Raw genomic sequence first — 19,829 nt, 5'->3', positions numbered from 1 at the left:
GAGGTGGGGGTGAGTGGGGGAGTAGTCGATATTTTCTTTGGGCGTAGAAAGGGGCGTACTCCGCTGAGGCGAGTCTGGCGCGCCCTGGAGCCAACGCGAGGACGCGCCGGGGCCATATTAAATTACTAACAATATTGCCTGTTTCGTTTTACACTTGAATGAATAACAGATTATTAAAAGGATCGAGTGGTATGGGAGTTGAATTTCCTTCCGTATACCCGAGGGGACAAGTCGCTTCGGGCTATGAATCTGATCCGCGATTTATTGACCTGCGTGCATTTTTGTGTGACGCCGAACGCTGTGAGGACTTGCTTAATTACAATCAATGTCACGGTTTTTTGTTCGGATTAGCCTGTTGCCCTGTTGAAATAGACGAGCAGGACTGGCTACCCGTCGCATTGGGAGAATGCTATCAGGAGGAGCTGTGCCAAAGTGACTCGACGGTGATCGAGGACATGAAGGCGCTGTATCAGGAAATTCGCGGACAAATAGAAATCGGCGCGCCGACGCTGCCATCAGATTGTTTGTTCAGCTGGGATACCGAGGAACGCCGCAGTTTCGAAAACTGGTGCGAGGGCGTTATTCTGGCGGATGAGTGGCTGGCGCCAAATTGGGTGCGCGCTCTGGAGATGCTGGCGCAACGCGATCCCGGCGGTTACGAGAAAATGTCGCGGGATTTGGATGACACCATTTCGATTCTGAAAGTCTTTCAGGATGTGGATGCCGCACTGGAGATTCTGGAGCGTGAAGGCGCGTCTCAACAGGATGATTTTCGCGAGGAGTTACGCGGCGCTCATGAGGATCTGAATGGGTATCTGATGCGATACGCAAAAGCGGGGCGGGGCCTGTCCGTTTACTTCCAGCATCATGATCCGCTGGTGCGTGAAGAACCCAAAGTCGGCCGTAATGATCCTTGTCCTTGCGGGAGCGGTAAAAAGTTCAAGAAGTGTTGTCTGTAAGTTTACGTTTGGCCGCCGGTGATCCCGGCGGTAGGCGAACGGACTCAGGGCAAATACATTTCAAAGACGCCGCCATTCAGCGCGCCGCCGTTGCGCAGTGAAATCTTGCCTGTTTTTCCTTTTTGCATGTGCAGCTGAGCTATACGGTGGGCGAAATACAGTCCCAGATTAGTGCTGCCTGACTCGAAATCCACTTCCGTCGATAGCTGCTCGGGAATCTCCACCATCTTGGCGGGAAATCCCTGACCATCGTCTTCGATCGTGATGTAAAGGCCGTCTTCCTCTGTTCTGGCGGACACTCTGATCTGGCTGCGGCTGTAACGAATCGCGTTGGCGAGAATGTTGTTCACTACGCCAGACACCAAGTCATTATCAAAATACCCTGTTAATCTCTCGTCGCAGTCTACCTCGCAACGCATGTTGCGAGCGGCGAAAAGTGGGTGGTAGCGCGCCACTTGCTCTTCCAGAAAGTCCAGTAGGAAGTGTTCATCGATGTCTGCGGTCAGCATGTCTGCATCCAGCTTGTAAAGGCTGAGCAACTGCACCAGATCGTTGTTGACCCGCGCGGCCTCATACTGCAGCGTCGCCATGCGTTGAGCAATGGGCAGGTCCAGTTCCGCGATTTCGTGATTCACTTCGTCCAGCGAGTGCAGCAACATGCTCAGAGAGTTCTTCATATCGTGAACGCTGGCCGCCATGATAAAGCTGAAGTCCAGTTTGTTTTTCTGTGTCACGGTGCATTAACCTCGTTGAATTTGCTGGTATCGCTGCAACAAGTGTTGATAGCGCTTGTACTGTCTGTGCTGCGGCGTCAGTCGTTGCAGCCGACTCAGACACTGCTGCGCGAGCCCCTGATATTCCGCGTTCAGTTTGGACTGAGAGGCGGATTTGATCAGTGTTTGCAGCAGGTTTAGATTCAGGCCGACGTGAGCCGGTGTAATCGCCATCGCTTCCTTGAATACGGCTACCCCATCCGACAAGGCGCCTTCCTCGTATAACTGGATGCCTTTTCTGTTGAGTTCCCGAGCTTTGATTCGTTGTTTCAGGCTTACGGGTTCGTCGCGCAACTCTTCGATTCTGTCTTGAAGCTTCTCATTATCCGGATACTTGGCGGCAAGCTCGGTCAGCAGTTGTTCGGCTTCTTTCTCCTGGTTTAGCGCATACAACGTTTGCGCCATTTCCAGTGCCAGGTCCGGATTGTCCTTGGCGGCTTCGTCAAAGTAGGTTTGCGCCTGCTTCAGCGCCTTAGCGCCTTCTTGGGCTTTGCCTTGGCCGGACCAGACCCTGGCCTCAACCATGTGGCTTTTCAGCTGTGTCGCTGGATCGTCTTTATATTTTCTGCGGATGCGATCTAGCGCTGCATTGGCTTCCGAGGCCAGCTTTTGGCCTTGTGATGAGGTGTCGCCTTCCGACAGGTCAGACAGGCAGCGGGTAAAATCCAAATACAAATCTGGTGATTCGTGGCAGGAATACTCGCTCAACTTGTTGGTCTGTCGGTACGCTTTGGAGGCGGTTTCCAAGTCATGCAACGAGCGACTGATCTCCGCCAGCTCTTTTTGACGCAGCAGGGCGCGGGGGGAGATTTCCACCGCTTGTTGTAGCGTCCCCTGGGCTTTTTTACCGTGGCCGATATGACGCTGTGCTTTGGCCAGCCAGTCATAGGCTTCCACCAACAAGGGCTGCTCTTCGATCAACTCCTCAAATTTAACCGCCGCCTCTTGCGCATTGCCTTCCGCCAGCAGCACTTTGCCAAGTCCCAGGCGGGCCCAGTCCAAGCGGCGTTTTTGCAGAATATCTTCATAAATCTGCTTGGAGTGCACCAGATCGCCACTGAGATAGTACAGGTTCGCCAGGGTTTTTACGGTCCAGGAGCGGTATTTGGTGTTGGCCTTGAGATGTTGATTGCAAAGGGTAATCGCCTTGGAGTAATCCTCCAGATCAATCGCGCGATTGATATCTGCGGTGGCCTCTTTTTGCTCCATTAGCTTATCAAGGCGGTTTTGCAGTATGGATTGAGTGATGGGCTTGGTGATGTAACCATCAGGCTGGCACTCCAGTGCGCCAAACACCATATCTTTGGCGGCTTCAGCGCTGACCAGCAAGAAGATATCTGTATTTTTCAGCAGCTTACGGAAGCGCAACTCTTCCAGTACTTGCTGTCCGTTCTTGTGTTCCCCCATGTTGTAGTCACAGAACACCACATCATAATGCTTGCGTAAAAACAGCTGCACCGCATCTTCGCCGTTGCGGGCGCTGTCGATATCCTCCGCGCCAAGTCGGCGCAGCATTTGTTTGAGTGAGAAGATGAAATTGTCAAAATCATCGACCAGCAGAAACTTTTTCTTTTGATAAGTCTTGAACAGCATTGCGCTATTTCCCGGCTATTGGCTCACTGAGATGAACTTGGGTTTTCCGTATTTAAGCAGGCGCACTGCGCAGCAGACATCTTTGATGAAAGCCCAGAAAAACAATCGATGTAATGCTCTCTTTCTAAAGAATTACTTTAAGTAAGTGTAACGGATATTTATTTTCTTGCCTGAAACGAGGGCGGAGGCTTGCGCAATAGGCTCTTGAATGTTGGTGCGCTTGGCAAGGTCTGCAATGGTGGGCGAGATCAGGGAAGGGTGGGGTAATAATAAGAGAGCGCTTAAGCGCCCTCTAATTCACGGTTGCTACCGATTCTGTTAATGACTCTTTTCGTTGATCAGGTTTCTTCCATGATGGCGATCAGTTCATTCAGAACCTGTCTGGCGGAATTCACCTCTTTTTGCATGGCTTCAAAGGCGGAATCCAGAGAGTTCAACTTCAGCCCTGTCAGAATGAATACGACGATCATCGCCCATAGCGCAATGCGCAGGCGGCCATTCTGCTTTTTCAGTTCTTCCAGTGGTTTCCAGTAGCGCTCGTTTTGCTGGGTTTCCAGCTCGCTGCGTAGAGAAGCGATGCGCTGCTCCACGTGATCTTCCATTTTCTGCTGACCCGGGCGCAACGGGACGACTTTACGTGGCGCGGCGGGTTGCTCGGTAGACATAGGAGTCTGGCCGATCGCCTCCGCCACGGTGTTAACGCTGGCTTCGGTGCGAGCCAGCTCCTGCTGCATATAAACATGTTCGACGAGCAGATATAAGCGTTCGCGCTCAACCTGTTTGGTGATAACTCCCGCCGCGCCAAGGGCCTTGGCCTCTTCCTGGTATTTCATGGCGTTCTGGGAGGTATACATAATGACGGGAATCTGGTTGGTTTCCGGATTTTGCTTTAACGCTTTAAGTGTCTGGAAACCATCCATGCCCGGCATAAGATGATCGAGAAAGATCAGGTCCGGGCGTTCTGCGGGAACCAGTTTCAGGGCTTCTTCACCTGAGCTGGCCTGACGGGTTTTAACGTCCATGCTGTTAAGGACCTTGGCCAGCATAATTCGAGCTGTCGCTGAGTCGTCAACGATGAGAGCGGTTTTCTGAGCCATTTAATGTTCCTTAATCGCCTGTCTTTTCAGCAGGAGCAGGCCTGCTATACGTCGGAAGAGAAAGCGTCTCCGACATTCGACGCCGTCCAATAATCTTAATAACTTTTAATATAGCAACAGCCGAATAATGAAGCTGTTATGCCAAATAATGACGCTTCTAACATAGATTGCAGATTATTCATTTGGCGTTAATTTTAGCAACCCTATTTTAGGCCTATGAAATATAGGCGTACCGGTCGATAAGTATAGGCTTTATGGTCTATTTTTATTGTTTTGGGTTTTATTCTGTTGCTGTCTAACCCTAAAGGATTATCCTAGGGGCAGTCGGCGACCCATTGCAGCGTCGTCGTATATAGTCAGGGACGCAAACCCGGAAAGCCATTGTGAGTATATGCATCGCTTTAACTGGTAAGCATAATTAGTTAATCTAACTGGATATTTCCTTCGGACTTGAAAATCACCATGCAGGTAAAGCTTAGAGTCGTTCAATGTCCGCCTGAGAGCGAGATGGCGGGCAAAGTCGTAACTGTTGAAGAAGAAGGGGCGACGATAGGTCGCGCGAATTCGAATACCTGGGTGTTGCCGGACCCCAACCGTTACGTATCATCCGTTCACGCGAAGATTCAATTTAACGGATCAGGCTTTGAAATTGTTGATCAAAGCACCAACGGCACCTTTCTTAACAACCTGAGCCAGGCTTTGGTAAAAGGGCAGCCAACCCCTATCAGCCAGGGCGACCAGATTTTGCTCGGACCGTTCGTATTATTGGTGGAAGGGGATAAGCCGCAGGATGACGGCGAATCAACGTCTATCACATCTGATATTGACGATATTCCAGGCGGCGCAGGCGCTGCTGCCTCCCCAGGCTTGGACGATTTGGACAAGTGGCTGACCGGCGTAGGCTCGGAGCCGGAACCCAAGCCTTCGATGGGTAGGCTTAAGGGCGAACTTATTGGCGGCGACACCGGATTAACAGGCGGGGACTCTTCTGTAGATCCTCTGGTCGCGATCGGCGGATCGCAAAAGTCTTCTTTATATGATGAAGGTCTGGGGTTGGGCGTGTCGGGAGACGAGCCTCCCGCGGACAATCTGCTGGGGGATTCTTTTGGGCTTGGCGGCGGCTCTGCTGAGAGTGGCCGCATGGAAATCCCCAATGTAATTCCTGAGGACTGGGATAAGTCCCTCATTCAGCCGCGCAAGCCGGAAACTCCGTCTACGCCCAAGGCGCCGCCGCCCGTTGAATCCAAACCGAAGCCGCGCCGCGAACCGCCGCCAAAGTCCAACCCGGATTCGTTGTTGGATATCGTGAACACTCCCTCTGAACAATTGGCGGGAACGGATCAGCCGCACCAGCTTCCTAAAGAGATTGAGCCAATACAGGATTTGACCGGGGCGGGGATGAGCAAGTCCGATCCTTTGGAGTCCACCTCTCCATCCGAGTCCTCTTTATGGGGGCAGCAGCCTTCCCCTGCTGAGCCTTCCATCAAGGAACCTTCTGGTGATAGCGGCTCGCTCGCAGATATATTAAATGACGTGGCCCCGGCTGCTGAGCCTAAGTCCATTGAAAAGCCGGTCGAACAGAAACCCGAGCCCGATTTGCCGATTGCAAACACGGGCGCGCAAGCGCCGGGTAAAGTCGTGCCGCCCAGACGGCAGGTCGAGCAGCGCCCGGTCAAACGAGAGACTCCTCCTGTAAAACAACCTGCTATGGAAACGCCTCGGGAGCCCGAGCGTCCAGCCGTTTCCACGCCGCCGATTCAGGTTTCTCCAGAGCAGGCCGCTGGATTGGCGCAGGCCCTGGGGCTGGCGCGCTTAACCGCAGAACAGCAGGCTAATCTGACGCCTGTTATCGCGGATATGGTTCGGGAAACGGTTGATGGTCTGATGAAGGCGCTGAGAGCCCGTCAAACTATCAAAAACGAGTTCCGTATGAATCTCACCATGATTCAGGCGGCTGAGAACAACCCGCTGAAATTCTCGGTGTCGGCGGAAGACGCACTCGACAACTTGTTTACCAAGTCCGGGCGCGCCTACATGTCGCCCATGGAGGCGACAAAAGAAGCCTTCGCCGATATTTCTGACCACCAGTTAGCGCTCTTTAATGGCATTCGTGCGGCTTACGACTATCTTATGAGTCAGTTTAACCCCGAAAAGCTGGAACGTCGTTTTGAAAAGCAACGTGGCAAGTCGTTGTTTGGCGGCGCCGGTAAAAACTGGGAAGGATACAAGGACTTCTTCGAAGAGATGAACGAAGACGCGGAAAAGACATTCAAGCGTCTATTCGGCGAGACCTTTGCGGAAAGTTATGAGCGCAGTTTCAATGAGTTGAAGGCAAACCGTCAGAAATGACGCTTGCACTTTAAAATTGATTACTGTACCTAGAAACCCCCTTGATAAGAGTGCGGCGTTTGGCTGCATTTTTTCTCATACTCAAGGGAAGCAGTTGCGGGACGACAGAAATTGTCCTGTAAAGCATTATAATTTATAAGATTTGCTTGAGCGTATTTGATTTGATAGTGCGCTCAGGCTGATTACATAGTTTAGATGGCGCGAATCTATAAATATGGAGGACTTTTGTTCATGAGATGCCAGGCTTCTTTCAGAAATTGGGCTATGTTGTTGCTCTTGGCCTTGACGGTGGCCGGGTGTACGACTGTAGGCAAATGGACCGGACGGGAAACCACCGTCACTTTGAGGATTCACGGCGCCAACGACGTCAATCCGAACGAAGACGGTCGAGCTTCTCCCGTCATTCTGAATATCTTCGAGCTGGAAAATGATCGTCAGTTCGATCAGGAAGAATTCATCGCCTTGTTCCAGAGCGCAAAAGAAGTATTGGGCCGCGATCTGGTGAAGACTTATAAATTGAAAGAGTTGACCCCAGGCGAGTTGAGAGAAGAGACCTTCACCTTCGATAAGCGCACTCACTATATCGGCGTCATGGCGGAATATATCCGTTACGACGACGCTTCCACCAAAGTGGTCTTCCAGATCGATCAGAACACCGGCAACAAGCTGGATCTGTTCGTTGACCGCCTTGGCATGCGCATCAAGGATTAATCCGGGGCTATTCGATGTCATTTGAAAACCGCGTCGTATGGACGGAGGGCATGTTCCTTCGTCCTCAGCACTTCCAGCAACAGGATCGTTACCATGAATCGTTGTTGGAAGCCCGCTGCAAGCCTCTAAAGGCTTTTTTCTGGGGATTTTATGATCTGGAGATAGACACCCAAGTGCTGAAACTTGGAAAGTTCTCCATTAATCGCTGCCGAGGTATTTTCCCCGATGGAACGCCGTTCAACGTTCCAGACATAGATTCTGAGCTTGATATTCTGGAGCCCGAGAAAGGGCTACAGAATCAAACTGTCTATCTGGGTATTCCTGTTAAACGCCCGGGTTCGCCTGATACGCATCTGGAAGAAGACAATCAGACGCTGGTGCGGTTTAACGCCCGTGAACTGGAGACCTTCGATTCCACATCCGAGCATAGCGACAGCACTAAAATTCAGATTGGACAACTGCGTTTTCGTATTCTGTTGGAAAGAGAAGACCGCAGTGGTTACGCTGTGTTGCCTATCGCACGCATACAGGATAAGCGGGATGATGGAGAAATCGTTCTCGACTCCCAGTTTATCCCTCCCATGCTGGATGTCCGAGCGCATCCGCGCCTTGCCAACCTGTTGCAGGAAGTGGCGGGCAGCTTGAATTTACGTGCGGAAGCATTGGCTGGACGATTGAGAGACAGCGGCAGACAGGGCACTTCCGAGATCGCGGATTTCCTGATGCTGCAGATGATCAACCGAGTTGAGCCATGGTTGTTGCACTTGGCGCAAATTCGCCCTTTACATCCTGTAGACGTTTTCGGCGAATTAATGCAAATAGCCGGTGAACTGTCGACGTTCACCAGTGTGCAACGCAGACCTCCCGCGACCATGCCAGCGTATCATCATGACGAGTTGGAAAAATCCATCCCGCAGTTGATGCAGATTCTGAATCAGTACATGAATACGGTGAGTGAAACCTCCGCCGTGTCCCTGGATCTGGTTGAGCGTCGCTATGGTATTTATGTATCTCCGATTACGGACCGGTCTTTGGTGGAGAAGGCGACATACATACTGGCGGTCAAAGCGCAGATGAAGTCGGACCAGATCCGCAGCCGCTTCCCAAGCCAGGTGAAGATTGCGCCGGTCGAAAGTATTCGCGACTTGATCAATGCGGCGTTGCCTGGCATCGGGCTGCAAGCCTTGCCAGTGGCGCCGAGACAGATTCCATTCCATACCGGTTTCACCTACTTCCAGTTGGACCGCAATAGCGATTACTGGCGAGCCCTGGCGCAATCCAGCGGCTTCGCCGTACATATCGGCGCGGATTTCCCAGGTTTGGAAATGGAGTTTTGGGCAATCAGGGATTAATCGTTTTTTGCTTCGAGAGAGGCGTTTAGCCCTCGCCGCGTTTCATTGCGATACGCGGCGTTTTAATATGAAGCGAATGGACGGCTTTGAGCGAGATTAGAAGTCATGAGCAACGATTCTGATAAAACATTTTTCGGTGGCGCCGGCGGCGGTGATCGTACAGTCATTGTACCCACACCCGGAGGGCGCTCTTCTGGCGGGCTGTCAACGCAGCCTCCGCCGACTGCTTTTGCGCCCCATCAGGCGCCAGCGCCTCCTCCCGGCGCTATGGAAAGCGGGCAGGGCCTGGATGTAAAGCAGGGATTAAACCCTCTTACCGCCAGCGCTTCGGAGCTGATCGCGTTACTGGGAGAGTTGCGTCAGACCGTTCAGGTGCAAAACCCCAATCAATTGCGCCAGCAGGTTATTCAGCAGATTCGCCGATTTGAGTCCGAAGCGCAGTCAAAGGGAGTCGCCTCTGACGTAGTGCTATCGGCTCGCTATGTTTTGTGCTCCGCACTGGACGAGGCGATCATGAATACGCCCTGGGGAGCGGAAGTCGGCTGGTCGCGAGCGACTCTTCTCAGTACGTTCCATCGCGAGAACGTGGGCGGTGAGAAAGTATTCCTGATCTTGGACAAGATACTGGCGACCCCAGCCAAGTATATCGACCTCATTGAGTTGATATACGTGTGCTTGAGCCTGGGCTTTGAAGGGAAATATAAGCTGGACCCCCGTGGCAGGGACTATCTGGAGACCATTCGCGATAACTTGGTGCGCACCATTCAAATGCAGCGCGGCGAGTTTGACGGAGACCTGTCTCCTCGCTGGCGGGGCTCTACTCCTGCGAAAAAGCGTATTTCGGAATACGTGCCGCTGTGGGTTGTCGCGTCCATTATGGCGGCGGCGCTGTTGCTGAGTTATAGCGGCTTCCGTTATTGGCTGGGTACGGTGACCGACGCGCAGGCGCAGCAGCTTCAGGAACTGACGCAAAAGTATCAGTCTTAAGTTGATGAATTGATCGGACCGCTCCCCGAATCGGATATCCGGTCCTGTAGTTTGAACTCTCTTTTTCGGTTGCATGAGGAGACTTATGTCCCGCTTTTTTAAATGGATGATTGACCCACGGTTTTTGACGGTAGTGGGACTTATAGCGCTTTCTCTGGTGATATGGTTCGGGGCCGATTATGTCCGCTTCGGAGAAAAGGCGGAGCCTGCTTCAGGGGCGGTCAGACTGGTCGTCATACTCTGCGTCTGGTTTGTCGCCACCATTATCTTCTTGATAAAAATGCTGGGACAGCGCAAGCAAAACAACTCCATGGTGGAGGCGATTCAAGAAGAAGCCAAACCCTCCGCATCTGATGAAGAAGCGAGAGTTGTTGGCGAGCGCTTCCGTGAGGCAATGAGTCTCCTGCGCACCGCAAAGTTCGACACCAAGGCGGGACGGCGTTCAGTCTATCAGTTGCCCTGGTATATCATCATTGGGCCGCCGGGCGCAGGTAAAACGACTGCGCTAATCAATTCCGGCCTGCATTTTCCGTTGAAGGAAAAGCTAGGACTGCAGCAAATCGGTGGTGTAGGCGGTACCCGTAATTGCGACTGGTGGTTTACGGATGAAGCCGTATTAATTGATACCGCCGGTCGCTATACCACCCAAGATAGCGACGCCGCGCAGGACCGCACAGGTTGGCGTAACTTCCTTGCGTTGTTGAAAAAGCATCGTATGCGCAGGCCGATCAACGGCGTTCTTCTGGCGGTGAGCGTCCAAGACCTGCTGAGTTCCAGCGAAGCCGAACGCTTGCAGCATGCGGAACGCATTCGCAATCGAATTCAAGAGCTGGCGGAGAACTTCCAGGTCCGATTCCCTATTTATTTCCTCTTTACCAAAGCGGACCTTATCTCCGGCTTTAATGAGTTTTTTGAAAACCTTGGCGCCACTGAGCGTGAAAAAGTTTGGGGCATGACCTTCCCCAATACGGAAGATCAAAACGCATCTCAAACAGCGGAGTATTTTGCTCCTGAATTCGAAGCACTGGTCAAGCGATTAAATGAGAGGGTGATTTGGCGGGCGCATCAGGAGCGAGACACCCGCCGCCGCTCTAAGATTCTCGCTTTCCCTGGGCAAGTGGAGAACATGCGCTCAGTGCTGGACAGCTTTATCAAGTCTGTTTTCAAAACCAGCCGCTTCGAAAAACAATCTTTGCTCCGCGGCGTGTATTTTACCAGCGGCACCCAGGAAGGGCGCCCGATTGACCGGATTCTTGCGAACCTGTCTTCTAACTACGGCATCAACTATAACGTTGCCGCCAATGCTCCAGGCGCGGGTAAAAGCTTCTTCCTGAATAAACTGCTGAAAGAAGTTATCTTCCCCGAAGCAGAAATCGCCACGCTAAACACCCGCTATGAAGGCCGTATAAAGTGGACGCGTCGCGTCGCCTTCTTCACGCTGCTACTCGCCTTTGGCGGGGCTCTCGCCGCTTGGACTTCAAGTGTGGTGAGCACGCAGAACATGATGGCGGATATTCAGGAACTGTTAAACAAACACAATCAGTTGGCTTCGGCTACTCCTGAACCCAATGAGTTTGAGCAAGTACTGGATATCTTGAAGCCACTGGAAGACGCTCAGCAGCTTTACTCTGAAGTGGATCATCCTTGGTTGAGTAATTTGGGTCTCTACGACGCAGGCGTTGTTGCGGAAACCGAAAAAACTTTCGATGCTTCATTGCGCCACTTTTTAACTCCGCTGTTGCGCCAGAGGTTGGAAGGCGTGCTGGTTACGGAAGATAACAACGACGCCATATACGAGGCATTGCGTGTTTATCTGATGATGGGTAACAGCCGCGTCCGCGACGACAACGAGATAAAGGCCTGGTTTGCGCGTTATTGGGAAGAAAAGCTTCCTGGTAAGGCGTCTGAGCAAAGCGCTCTGAAAACGCACCTGAACCAGGTGTTGGACGACAATTTCACGGATTTGACGCTGAAAGATACGGTTGTTGAGCGTAGTCGTGAAAAGCTGAGAACCATTCCGATCGAAAGACGTATCTACCAGCAAATCAAACGTCAGCCGGAGTTCGCTGGCTTCCTGAATTTGCGTGATGACCTGGGCGTGGACTTCTCTGGCACCTTTGTCGTGGATTCACAAGTCAGCTCGGATCTGAAGATTCCACGTCTGTACACCAAAGCGGGGTATGGCAAGCTGGATCTTTCACCTGACTCTAATCTGGTTAAGCGCTACTCAAGCGAGCAGTGGATTCTCGGCGCGCAAGTGGAAGAAGACTTCTCTGAAAAAGATGTGGAGAACATTGTAGAGAAGATCAAGCACCTCTATTTCACCGATTACATCGATGTTTGGAACCGCGCGCTGAACTCGCCCAAAGTGGTCGATTTCGGCTCTATGGATGTAGCGCGTAACAAGCTGGCCAATAACCTGGATCGCACCCAATCTCCAATTCTGACTCTGTTGAACCGCGCCAGCAAAGAAACGTTGTTGACGCCTCCGCTGCCAGACGCAAACGTTAGTGGGCGCGCTGGACAGGCTTTGGATGCGGCGGCGAATCTGGTGGCGCAGCAGCGTGAGCCTACGCCAGTGGATGATGCTTTCAAGTCACTGCATAGATTAATGGAAGATAAAGAAATTGACCGCTATTGGGAAAAACTGCGCGGCATATTCGACAAATTGGAAGAGACCTCTCTTGCGCCGAACTCATCTGAGGCCGCATTCAAGTTCGCACTGGCTCGTTTCAGTGGCGGAGAAGATCCAGTCAAAGCGCTACGTGTGACGGCGTCAAGAGCGCCTGGTTATTTGAAAGGCTGGCTGGAGTCCATGGGAGACCAAAGCTGGAAAGTATTGTTGGGCGCTGGTGGCTCGCACTTGAGCGCGGCTTGGAATAGAGAAGTGTACTCTGTTTACCAGAAGACGTTGGCGAAGAACTACCCATTCTCTTCCAGGTCATCCAGTGACGCTTCCCTGAGCGACTTTGCTGCGTTCTTCAAGCCAGGCGGCATTGAAGACAGTTTCGTCAAGGCGAACATCGCGCCATTCATCACTTCATCCTGGCGCGCCAAAGGCGTGGATGGTCGAGGTATTGGCATCAGCAGCCAAGCCCTGCAGCAGATGCAGGTGGCCGACTCTATTCGTCGCGTCTTCTTTGGTGATAAAGGTGAGGACCCGCACGTACGTTTCCAGGTAAAACCGCATAAACTGGATAACACCGTTCGCCGTTTCGATTTCGAGGTCGGCAGTCAGCGTTTGCGTTATACCCACGGTCCACAGTTGAAAATGAGTATGGATTGGCCAGCCGATAAGAGCGGCGCCAGAGTGGTGTTTGAAGACTTGAATGAGACGCTTCACACGGATGCGTACGAAGGGGATTGGGGTCTATTCCGGTTATTGGATGCTCACAAGGTGAATAAAGGAAGCACTTCCCGTCTGTATAACGTAGTGATCAGTGTGGATCACCGCAATGGAGAAATGGAGCTTTTCGCCAGTAGCACGGTTAATCCATTCACGCCTGGATGGATAAAGCGATACGACTGCCCGAGCGGTTTATAGAGAGTTAAAGGTAGTGAAAACAGAACTAAATGGCTGTTCTAACTGGGTTGGGATGGTAGGGCTTGATAAGCGAATGGGGAGCAAGTGAATAACTCGTCTATTGGCTATTTTGGCAAATTGCCGTCTTCGGGGGACTTTATCCAGCTGAACCTGCCTGGCGGGTTTGGTTCGGCGTGGGATAAATGGTTGCAGAACAGTCTGTACGCAAGTCAGCAGTCTTTGGGGCAACGTTGGTTGGATTACTATCTTGTGGCGCCCTGGTGGCGCTTCATGATTATGCCCAAAGTCCTTGATGAACAGGCATGGATTGGGTTGTGGTGTCCCAGCGTTGACAGCGTAGGTCGATATTTTCCATTCACTGTACTGCATCCGCTGAGCTCTCGTATCAGTTATGTCGATACTTTGTTGAGCAATGGCGAGTGGTACGAAACATTGGAAACTCTCATTGGGCGCCTGCTTGAGCAGATTATTGATTTCGGCGAGTTTCGGTCAGAGCTTGCGGCCATGACGCCGCCGCTTGAGAAGTCTCTGGCGGGCGGCTCCATTCAAAGTCTCAGTCTGGAGATTCCTGAAGAGGATGAATCCACTTTTCCTGTGGCTATCGGGGCGTTGGACGTCATGCTTATGAAGCAGGAAGAGCCGCATAGCTTTTGGTGGACTCAGGGGTCCACCTGGGTGTCGCCAAGGTTTGTCACGGCAGAAAGGTTGCCTAAATTTCAAGGATTTACAGCTTTCCTTGATGGAAAATGGCAGCAGTGGGGATGGAACGATAGATAGGAATGGAAAATCGGACATTTTTCATCGGGCGCTACCTGCGTCCGGCGACCTGTGAACAGATGTAATTTTCATGGCGAACCACCTTAACTGGAAGTCTGAGCTGCGCACGCATGTGGGCAATGTAAGAAAACACAATGAAGATGCTGCGCTAGCCCGGGATGCGGGTGGGCTATGGGCGGTGGCTGACGGCATGGGCGGGCATCACGCCGGCGAAGTCGCCAGTCAGAAGATTGTCGAGCAGCTTGATCATCTGCCCCTGCGAGCATATCTGGTGGATGTGGTTGAGCAAATTGAAGACGCATTGATCAAAACGAACGATGATTTGCTGGCTTATGCGCAGCAAGAACTGAACGGCAGTAAAGTTGGTTCAACGGTAGCTTGCCTGTTTGTCAGGTATGGTGTGGCGGTTGCGGTCTGGGCGGGCGATTCTCGCGTATATCTCATGCGAAATCATAAGCTACATCGTATTACGCATGATCATAGCAAGGTGCAGGAGCTGGTTGATAAGGGTGATATGACGCCCGCGCAGGCTGAGCAAAGCAGCTTTCGCAACATGCTTACCCGCGCCGTTGGCGTGCATGAGCAATTATGTGTGGACGTTAACGCCATACTGGTTGAACCTTCTGATCGATTTTTAATTTGTACGGATGGCCTGTACAACGAGGTCGGAGAAGCTGGCCTGGCGAAAGCAATGCAAATTAGAAGTCTGAGCGAGGCGGCCGACACGCTGCTTACTGAAACCTTAAACGGGGATGCAAAAGATAATGTCACCTTTATCGCCCTCCAAGCGCACTGAAGAGTGCGGGAGTAAACTGCATCCTGACCTGATGAGCATCAATTATCAGCAGCTAAAAGGGCAGATTGGTCGGGGAGAAGTGCGTCGCCAGAGACGTGTGGTTTTGGAACAGCTTTTAGAAGAGAGAGCGCATGTCAATAAAGTTTCAGCCATTACCAAATCCCGTTTCAGGAATATTCTATTGACGCTGGTGGCGTCTTGCTGTGTGGCGGCTGGCGTCGCAGGTTTTTATCTTATTCTGCGTTAACATCTAGGGAACCTCTGAAAAACTACCTGTGTTGCCATTGCAGCGTCAAAAGTCGGCTCAAAATGCTCATTTATTCACGATAAACTGCGCTTTTTCGCCGACTTTTTCCTTGCACTGGCGGTCTCGCCAACGTTTTTCAGAGGTTCCCTAGATTTGATACGAGTTTGGGCCGCTTTATGATGGCCTGACGCGGGCTGGCTAATCATATATTTCAACGATAACAAAAAAGGCGAGGGGGAAATCCCACTCGCCTTTTTTGTTTGCTTGGCGAGTCGCTTGTGAAGGAGCGACTCCAGATCCAAATTAGATCTTTTTGCCAGCTTCCAGGTCGTAACCAACGCGCTCTGGAGTCTTGCCAGCGTGCTTCTTGTCAGCGGCAGTGTAAGACATAGTTACTTTGGAGAAGCTCAGGGAGATAGACTCAGCTGGAGCGGATTCAGCGCCAGCGGAAATGCTGTAGCTGCTTACCATTACGTCTTCCATTTCGTAGGAAACGTACTTCTCGATTTTGTCAGCTTGAGTGCGAACGATATCAACCAGAACTTTAACGCCAGCAGTACCAGTCAAAGACTCTTTGAACAGACCGGAAGAAGCGGTGTCCATCAGTTTGGAAACTGAAATTTCGCTGATGCTAGGACGAGTAGCTTCGCGGTTGGACATGTGGCCGGCTTCCATAGTGATGTGACGACCAACGCCGAATTGGAAGCTGTCCAGACGAATCCAGTCTTTGTAGCCTTCAGCAGTTACGTTGCCTTTAACTTTCAGACCGTCGTAGTTCATGTAAATAGCCATGTTGAAATTCCTCTAGTTGAGTTGTCTGTTTTAATTCATCTTCGAGAGTTAAAGCGTCGAAGATTTTGGAAACCCTTCAAAATTTTTTTCAGAAAATTTCTATCGCTTTTACTGCATCGGGTTACCTAAAGCGTGGATGCAGTATGAGCGGATATACTTTGATCTTCAAGGCTAAAAACCCATATTTTTCAATAAATTAAAACGACTCTGACACTATTTAAAACCAGAAATTAAAGCGACTCTGGGCGATAATTAAACTTTATTTCTGCTTCACTCTGGCACTAATAAAATACTGATGTATTCGCTTTGGATACATATATAAACGGGGCAGGGAAGATTAACTCTGACACCATTTTTATTAAGTCACTCTGACACTAATTAATAAGAATTCTTCTGTGAAAGCACCGCGACTCGCTTTCCTATTTCGCCTTCTTTTTTTGATCTAATGTGATCTGGTTGGCAAAATTTGGCGTGGATTCGGTAGACTTTTACTCCGCCACTCTCAACGAAGAGAACCTCTCCATTTTGCGTAGTACCTATGACCAGCGCTGATAGGGTGTTTGCAGGAGTGCTGTTGTTGTGCGCCTTTAGTATTCTTTTTCCAGTGTAAACAGGCTCTTAGCAAGCGTCGCTTGTCGTGGGGCTACCTATCTATAATTGGGAGAATCCTATGGCGTTACTGGGAAGATTATTGCTGCCGGCTCTAGCGGCTCTGAGTTTGGCTCCTCTGGCGCTTGCTGACACTTTTCAATACGACGCTCCAACTCGCATTGATCGCAATGCGGGCTCTGCGACCTGGAAAGAGATCGTATTGCCTGTCTCTTATGTGGATAGCATAGAGAGTATCAGCGTGAACCTGAATTTAACTGACGCTAAATCCATTAACGCCGTGCTGACAGATCCTAGTGGGATGATGGTGGGGCGCTTCGCTGGCGTCGTTGGCGCGGGAGAGGGTTCCTTGAGTAAGCAGTACGTGATTGACCATACGTCAATCCCTGAGGTCAGTGGAAACTGGACGTTGCGCATTCTGGCGTACGGTAAAAGCCTGGACGCGCCAGTCACTCTGGATAAGTGGAGCATTACCATTGACGATGGCAAGCAGACGACCGGAAATGACGACGGCGACGACCAAACTGATGGCCCTTCTATTTATACCTTTGATAAGGCCAGCCGTATTGATCGTGGAGCAGAGGGCAGCGCCTGGAAGCAGTTCAAGTTAAATGTGCCTTTTGAGAATAATGCGCAAAGCGTCGCCGTCACCTTGAACTTCCTTGATATAAAGTATGTGAATGCTGTGTTGACGGGTCCTTCTGGAACTCAGTTGGGTCGCTATACCGGCAAAGTGGGGACGGGGGAGGGCTCTGTCAGCAAACAATATATTATCGGTCCGATGGATCTGGCAGAGCTTCAGGGAGACTGGACATTGACCATCATGGGGTATGGAAAAACCTATAAAGCGCCCGTGATTCTGGATAGCTGGAGTGTCACGGTCGAGTAGATCGTCCAGGTCGCTGCGCTATCTTGGCTCTGATTTAAAAGGCGAAGGGGCTCTGATGGTTGGGTTTACCGGAAGGATATGTAGTAAGAGGGCTGTTAAGCCCTCATGCACTCCGCTAAAAAAACAATCTAATGTTTTAAGGCGCAAAATGCAGTGACTTCCAGGAGTCGGGCTCAAACTTAAACCCAGGAGACTTTCTGGCGACCTCTGGAATCTGGGAGTAGTTTATTGCCGTCTTTATCCCTTTTTTCTCCGCTAAGCGCAGCAAGGCGAATGCTTCAATGGAAAAATAACGGGACCAGGCCAATATCTCATCAGGAAGCGACTCATTTTCGGCCATTTTATCCAGTCTCGCCGCCCGCACATCCAATAGGGCGCAGATGGCGTCATGCAACGCATCGCTGTCTTCGTCGAGAAAAGCTTCGCAAACATCTCTGTATTCTGAGTCTGCGCCTTCCGCTGCTTCGTCATGACGTTCAATAATGCTCCTGCACTCATCTTCGTCTGCGTCAAGGAAAAAGTGTTTGATGATGAACAGGACAAAAAGAAAGTCCTCTTCCAGCTCATGTTTTTGATTCCAGGTCAGGCGACTATGTTTTGCGATATCTTCCGCGCACTCCCAATAACCTCCGCCGATGGCGTCATAGAAAGGCATCGCCCGGCTGGTGACTTTGTCGTTCTCCGGCGCAAAGTGAAGGTAGTGCTGATGTAGTGCGGCGCTTTGCATCAGGTTGACATACAAGGCGTCTGGCTCACCGGTTAGCAGTAATTCGCATGCGCCTCGTTGCCGAAAGTACATGCATACCGATTGCGCCTGCATGTTGGTCAGAGTTTCTTTTATTGCGATAGGAAGGGCTATTTCCAGTTCGTACTCTGCGTTTTCCTTATAATCTTCGAGGTAGGGTGAGCTCATAATAAAGGTTCCGTAATTTTGGCTTGCTCTATCTTAATGGATTTCAATTTCGCTAAAAACCAAATTTGTATGGTCGGCATTTAGTAATGCATTAACAAGCACTTCGCTGAATATGTACTCATCCGTCAGGTACTGGATACGAAACAGATGAGGGGGATTGCACATTTTGCTCTTATCAAGGACCAGCCTTTCATAGCTGGAAATGTCGCCATTCTCTCTACGACCACAAACTGTTTTCTTCCAGTTAATGCAGTCAATCCTACCTACAGGAAATTCTGAAGTGAAACAGTATCTATCGTTATTAGCGTCACCTAGAGAATTAAATATAAAGTATTTCGTCATTTAGGCGACTTCAATGTCCTTGAATACTAGGTTTGTATGGCCCTTACTCAGCAAAGAATTTACTAACTCTTCACTAAATAGATAGAGGCTACTATCTGATCCTGCCCACAAAGATTAGACACGTCATTAAGCGACTTTCGATGCTTCATAACTTTCTGGGCTGAGATACCCATTTGTGCTGTGAAGACGGGTTCGATTGTAATCCACTTCGATATACTCAAACACGGCTTCACGCATTTCTTGTCGGGTTGCGTACCGCTCCCCGTGAATCGCTTCTACTTTCAGGGAGTGAAAGAAGCTTTCCACACAGGCATTGTCATAGCAATTGCCTTTGCCGCTCATGCTGCAACGAAGCCCGTGCGCCTGAATCAACGTCTGATAGGCTTCTGAGCAATATTGGGAACCTCGATCTGAATGGACGATCACCCCTTTGGGCTGACGTCGACGCCACAACGCCATGCGCAAGGCGTCGCAGACCAGCTCCGATTTCATTCGCGAACTCATCGCCCAACCTATGACTTTACGGCTGAACAGGTGCAGCACGACGGCTAGATACAGCCAACCTTCTTCCGTCCACAAATAGGTGATGTCGCCCGCCCATTTTTGATTTATCTCCGTTGCATTAAAGTCCTGCTGAAGAAGGTTTTCCGCCACAGGAAGGTTATGTCTGGAGTGAGTGGCGGCCTTAAACTTTCTGGCGGCTTTCGCTCTCAAGCCCAAGCGTTGCATGCTCCTGGCCATCGTTTTACGGTTAGCCTGGACTCCCTGTTGCGCCAAGTCTTTGGTCAGCCGGGGCGCCCCATTACGCTTTTTGGCTTTATCAAAGGCGGCTCTAACCTGGATGTCCAAGGATTGCTGAAGCTGCCGTCGCAGAGAAGGGACTTTCTGCCGATGGAGCCAAACGTAGTAGCCGCTTCTTGAGACCTGAAGCGTTCTCGCCATGCAAGTGGTGCGGAAAAGGCCTGTGTGAGAGTGCATAAAGGCGTACCTCACTTCACGCTTTTGGCGAAGTACGCCGCCGCTTTTTTTAACACGGCAAGCTCTTCCGCCTGTTCAGCCAACTGACGCTTCAGGCGGGCGTTTTCCTGGGCCAGCTGCT

At 51.0% G+C, this 19,829-nt stretch carries 16 protein-coding genes and 1 pseudogene; 10 read left to right on the top strand and 7 right to left on the bottom strand.

Going from position 1 to position 19,829, the window contains the following annotated elements:
• The first annotated feature begins 158 nt into the window (after positions 1–158).
• The gene (locus KP814_RS30200; RefSeq protein WP_371824104.1) at positions 159–959 is read left to right on the top strand and encodes a UPF0149 family protein; all 801 of its coding nucleotides are present in this window, start codon (positions 159–161) and stop codon (positions 957–959) included.
• Positions 960–1,003: 44 nt separating this feature from the next.
• Here KP814_RS30200 and KP814_RS30195 read toward each other — a convergent pair whose 3' ends face one another.
• The 3 genes from KP814_RS30195 to KP814_RS30185 all read right to left on the bottom strand — a co-directional run bounded on the left by KP814_RS30195 (position 1,004) and on the right by KP814_RS30185 (position 4,422).
• Complete coding sequence (locus tag KP814_RS30195) at positions 1,004–1,693, bottom strand: HAMP domain-containing sensor histidine kinase (RefSeq protein ID WP_216740270.1); 690 nt, start codon at positions 1,691–1,693, stop codon at positions 1,004–1,006.
• A 6-nt stretch (positions 1,694–1,699) separates the two neighbouring features.
• Complete coding sequence (locus KP814_RS30190; protein ID WP_216740269.1) at positions 1,700–3,325, bottom strand: tetratricopeptide repeat-containing response regulator; 1,626 nt, start codon at positions 3,323–3,325, stop codon at positions 1,700–1,702.
• 338 nt (positions 3,326–3,663) lie between these two features.
• Complete coding sequence (locus tag KP814_RS30185; protein ID WP_216740268.1) at positions 3,664–4,422, bottom strand: PleD family two-component system response regulator; 759 nt, start codon at positions 4,420–4,422, stop codon at positions 3,664–3,666.
• A gap of 462 nt (positions 4,423–4,884) precedes the next feature.
• Between KP814_RS30185 and tagH the strand changes: the two genes are divergently transcribed.
• The 8 genes from tagH (at position 4,885) to KP814_RS30145 (ending at position 15,185) form a co-directional block, all read left to right on the top strand.
• Positions 4,885–6,771: a type VI secretion system-associated FHA domain protein TagH gene (tagH, locus tag KP814_RS30180; RefSeq protein WP_216740267.1), complete on the top strand. Its 1,887-nt coding sequence runs from the start codon at positions 4,885–4,887 to the stop codon at positions 6,769–6,771.
• A gap of 264 nt (positions 6,772–7,035) precedes the next feature.
• A complete protein-coding gene (gene tssJ / locus KP814_RS30175; RefSeq protein WP_241566823.1) occupies positions 7,036–7,482 on the top strand; it encodes a type VI secretion system lipoprotein TssJ in 447 nt (148 codons plus the stop codon).
• Between the two features lie 14 nt (positions 7,483–7,496).
• Positions 7,497–8,834, top strand: a complete 1,338-nt coding sequence (tssK, locus tag KP814_RS30170; RefSeq protein WP_216740266.1) for a type VI secretion system baseplate subunit TssK — start codon at positions 7,497–7,499, stop codon at positions 8,832–8,834.
• Positions 8,835–8,939: 105 nt separating this feature from the next.
• On the top strand, positions 8,940–9,821 hold the full coding sequence (gene icmH / locus KP814_RS30165; protein WP_127971851.1) for a type IVB secretion system protein IcmH/DotU: 882 nt from the start codon (positions 8,940–8,942) through the stop codon (positions 9,819–9,821).
• Positions 9,822–9,906: 85 nt separating this feature from the next.
• A complete protein-coding gene (gene tssM, locus KP814_RS30160; RefSeq protein WP_216740265.1) occupies positions 9,907–13,365 on the top strand; it encodes a type VI secretion system membrane subunit TssM in 3,459 nt (1,152 codons plus the stop codon).
• Between the two features lie 84 nt (positions 13,366–13,449).
• Positions 13,450–14,142, top strand: coding sequence for a type VI secretion system-associated protein TagF (tagF, locus tag KP814_RS30155; RefSeq protein WP_216740264.1), 693 nt, complete (start codon positions 13,450–13,452; stop codon positions 14,140–14,142).
• Between the two features lie 70 nt (positions 14,143–14,212).
• Positions 14,213–14,938, top strand: a complete 726-nt coding sequence (locus tag KP814_RS30150; protein WP_216740263.1) for a PP2C family serine/threonine-protein phosphatase — start codon at positions 14,213–14,215, stop codon at positions 14,936–14,938.
• Positions 14,907–15,185: a hypothetical protein gene (locus KP814_RS30145; protein WP_216740262.1), complete on the top strand. Its 279-nt coding sequence runs from the start codon at positions 14,907–14,909 to the stop codon at positions 15,183–15,185. Before KP814_RS30150 ends, KP814_RS30145 begins: the two co-directional genes overlap by 32 nt.
• A 303-nt stretch (positions 15,186–15,488) precedes the next feature.
• Here the strand turns inward: KP814_RS30145 and KP814_RS30140 are convergent, their stop codons facing one another.
• Positions 15,489–15,977 (bottom strand): type VI secretion system tube protein Hcp, encoded by a 489-nt coding sequence (locus tag KP814_RS30140; RefSeq protein ID WP_216740261.1) that lies wholly within the window; start codon positions 15,975–15,977, stop codon positions 15,489–15,491.
• Between the two features lie 670 nt (positions 15,978–16,647).
• Between KP814_RS30140 and KP814_RS30135 the strand changes: the two genes are divergently transcribed.
• A complete protein-coding gene (locus KP814_RS30135) occupies positions 16,648–17,475 on the top strand; it encodes a proprotein convertase P-domain-containing protein (protein WP_216740260.1) in 828 nt (275 codons plus the stop codon).
• 136 nt (positions 17,476–17,611) lie between these two features.
• Here the strand turns inward: KP814_RS30135 and KP814_RS30130 are convergent, their stop codons facing one another.
• From KP814_RS30130 to KP814_RS30125, 3 genes and pseudogenes are all read right to left on the bottom strand, one after another.
• A complete protein-coding gene (locus tag KP814_RS30130) occupies positions 17,612–18,388 on the bottom strand; it encodes a hypothetical protein (protein WP_216740259.1) in 777 nt (258 codons plus the stop codon).
• Positions 18,389–18,421: 33 nt separating this feature from the next.
• Positions 18,422–18,730 (bottom strand): imm11 family protein, encoded by a 309-nt coding sequence (locus tag KP814_RS33545; protein ID WP_371824103.1) that lies wholly within the window; start codon positions 18,728–18,730, stop codon positions 18,422–18,424.
• Between the two features lie 126 nt (positions 18,731–18,856).
• Positions 18,857–19,829: pseudogene (locus tag KP814_RS30125) on the bottom strand (IS3 family transposase); the annotation flags it as partial.

Source organism: Hahella sp. HN01, from assembly GCF_018986435.1.
Lineage (GTDB): Bacteria > Pseudomonadota > Gammaproteobacteria > Pseudomonadales > Oleiphilaceae > Hahella.
The sequence above is the reverse complement of the archived record's forward strand: the minus strand, read 5'-3'. Positions and strand labels throughout refer to the sequence as shown.

Coding starts and splice junctions, on each gene's coding strand:
- KP814_RS30200 (WP_371824104.1), top strand. CDS start 159: ATGAATAACAGATTATTAAAAGGATCGAGTGGTATGGGAGTTGAATTT.
- KP814_RS30190 (WP_216740269.1), bottom strand. CDS start 3,325: ATGCTGTTCAAGACTTATCAAAAGAAAAAGTTTCTGCTGGTCGATGAT.
- KP814_RS30185 (WP_216740268.1), bottom strand. CDS start 4,422: ATGGCTCAGAAAACCGCTCTCATCGTTGACGACTCAGCGACAGCTCGA.
- tagH (WP_216740267.1), top strand. CDS start 4,885: ATGCAGGTAAAGCTTAGAGTCGTTCAATGTCCGCCTGAGAGCGAGATG.
- tssJ (WP_241566823.1), top strand. CDS start 7,036: ATGTTGTTGCTCTTGGCCTTGACGGTGGCCGGGTGTACGACTGTAGGC.
- tssK (WP_216740266.1), top strand. CDS start 7,497: ATGTCATTTGAAAACCGCGTCGTATGGACGGAGGGCATGTTCCTTCGT.
- icmH (WP_127971851.1), top strand. CDS start 8,940: ATGAGCAACGATTCTGATAAAACATTTTTCGGTGGCGCCGGCGGCGGT.
- tssM (WP_216740265.1), top strand. CDS start 9,907: ATGTCCCGCTTTTTTAAATGGATGATTGACCCACGGTTTTTGACGGTA.
- KP814_RS30150 (WP_216740263.1), top strand. CDS start 14,213: ATGGCGAACCACCTTAACTGGAAGTCTGAGCTGCGCACGCATGTGGGC.
- KP814_RS30145 (WP_216740262.1), top strand. CDS start 14,907: ATGTCACCTTTATCGCCCTCCAAGCGCACTGAAGAGTGCGGGAGTAAA.
- KP814_RS30140 (WP_216740261.1), bottom strand. CDS start 15,977: ATGGCTATTTACATGAACTACGACGGTCTGAAAGTTAAAGGCAACGTA.
- KP814_RS30135 (WP_216740260.1), top strand. CDS start 16,648: ATGGCGTTACTGGGAAGATTATTGCTGCCGGCTCTAGCGGCTCTGAGT.
- KP814_RS30130 (WP_216740259.1), bottom strand. CDS start 18,388: ATGAGCTCACCCTACCTCGAAGATTATAAGGAAAACGCAGAGTACGAA.
- KP814_RS33545 (WP_371824103.1), bottom strand. CDS start 18,730: ATGACGAAATACTTTATATTTAATTCTCTAGGTGACGCTAATAACGAT.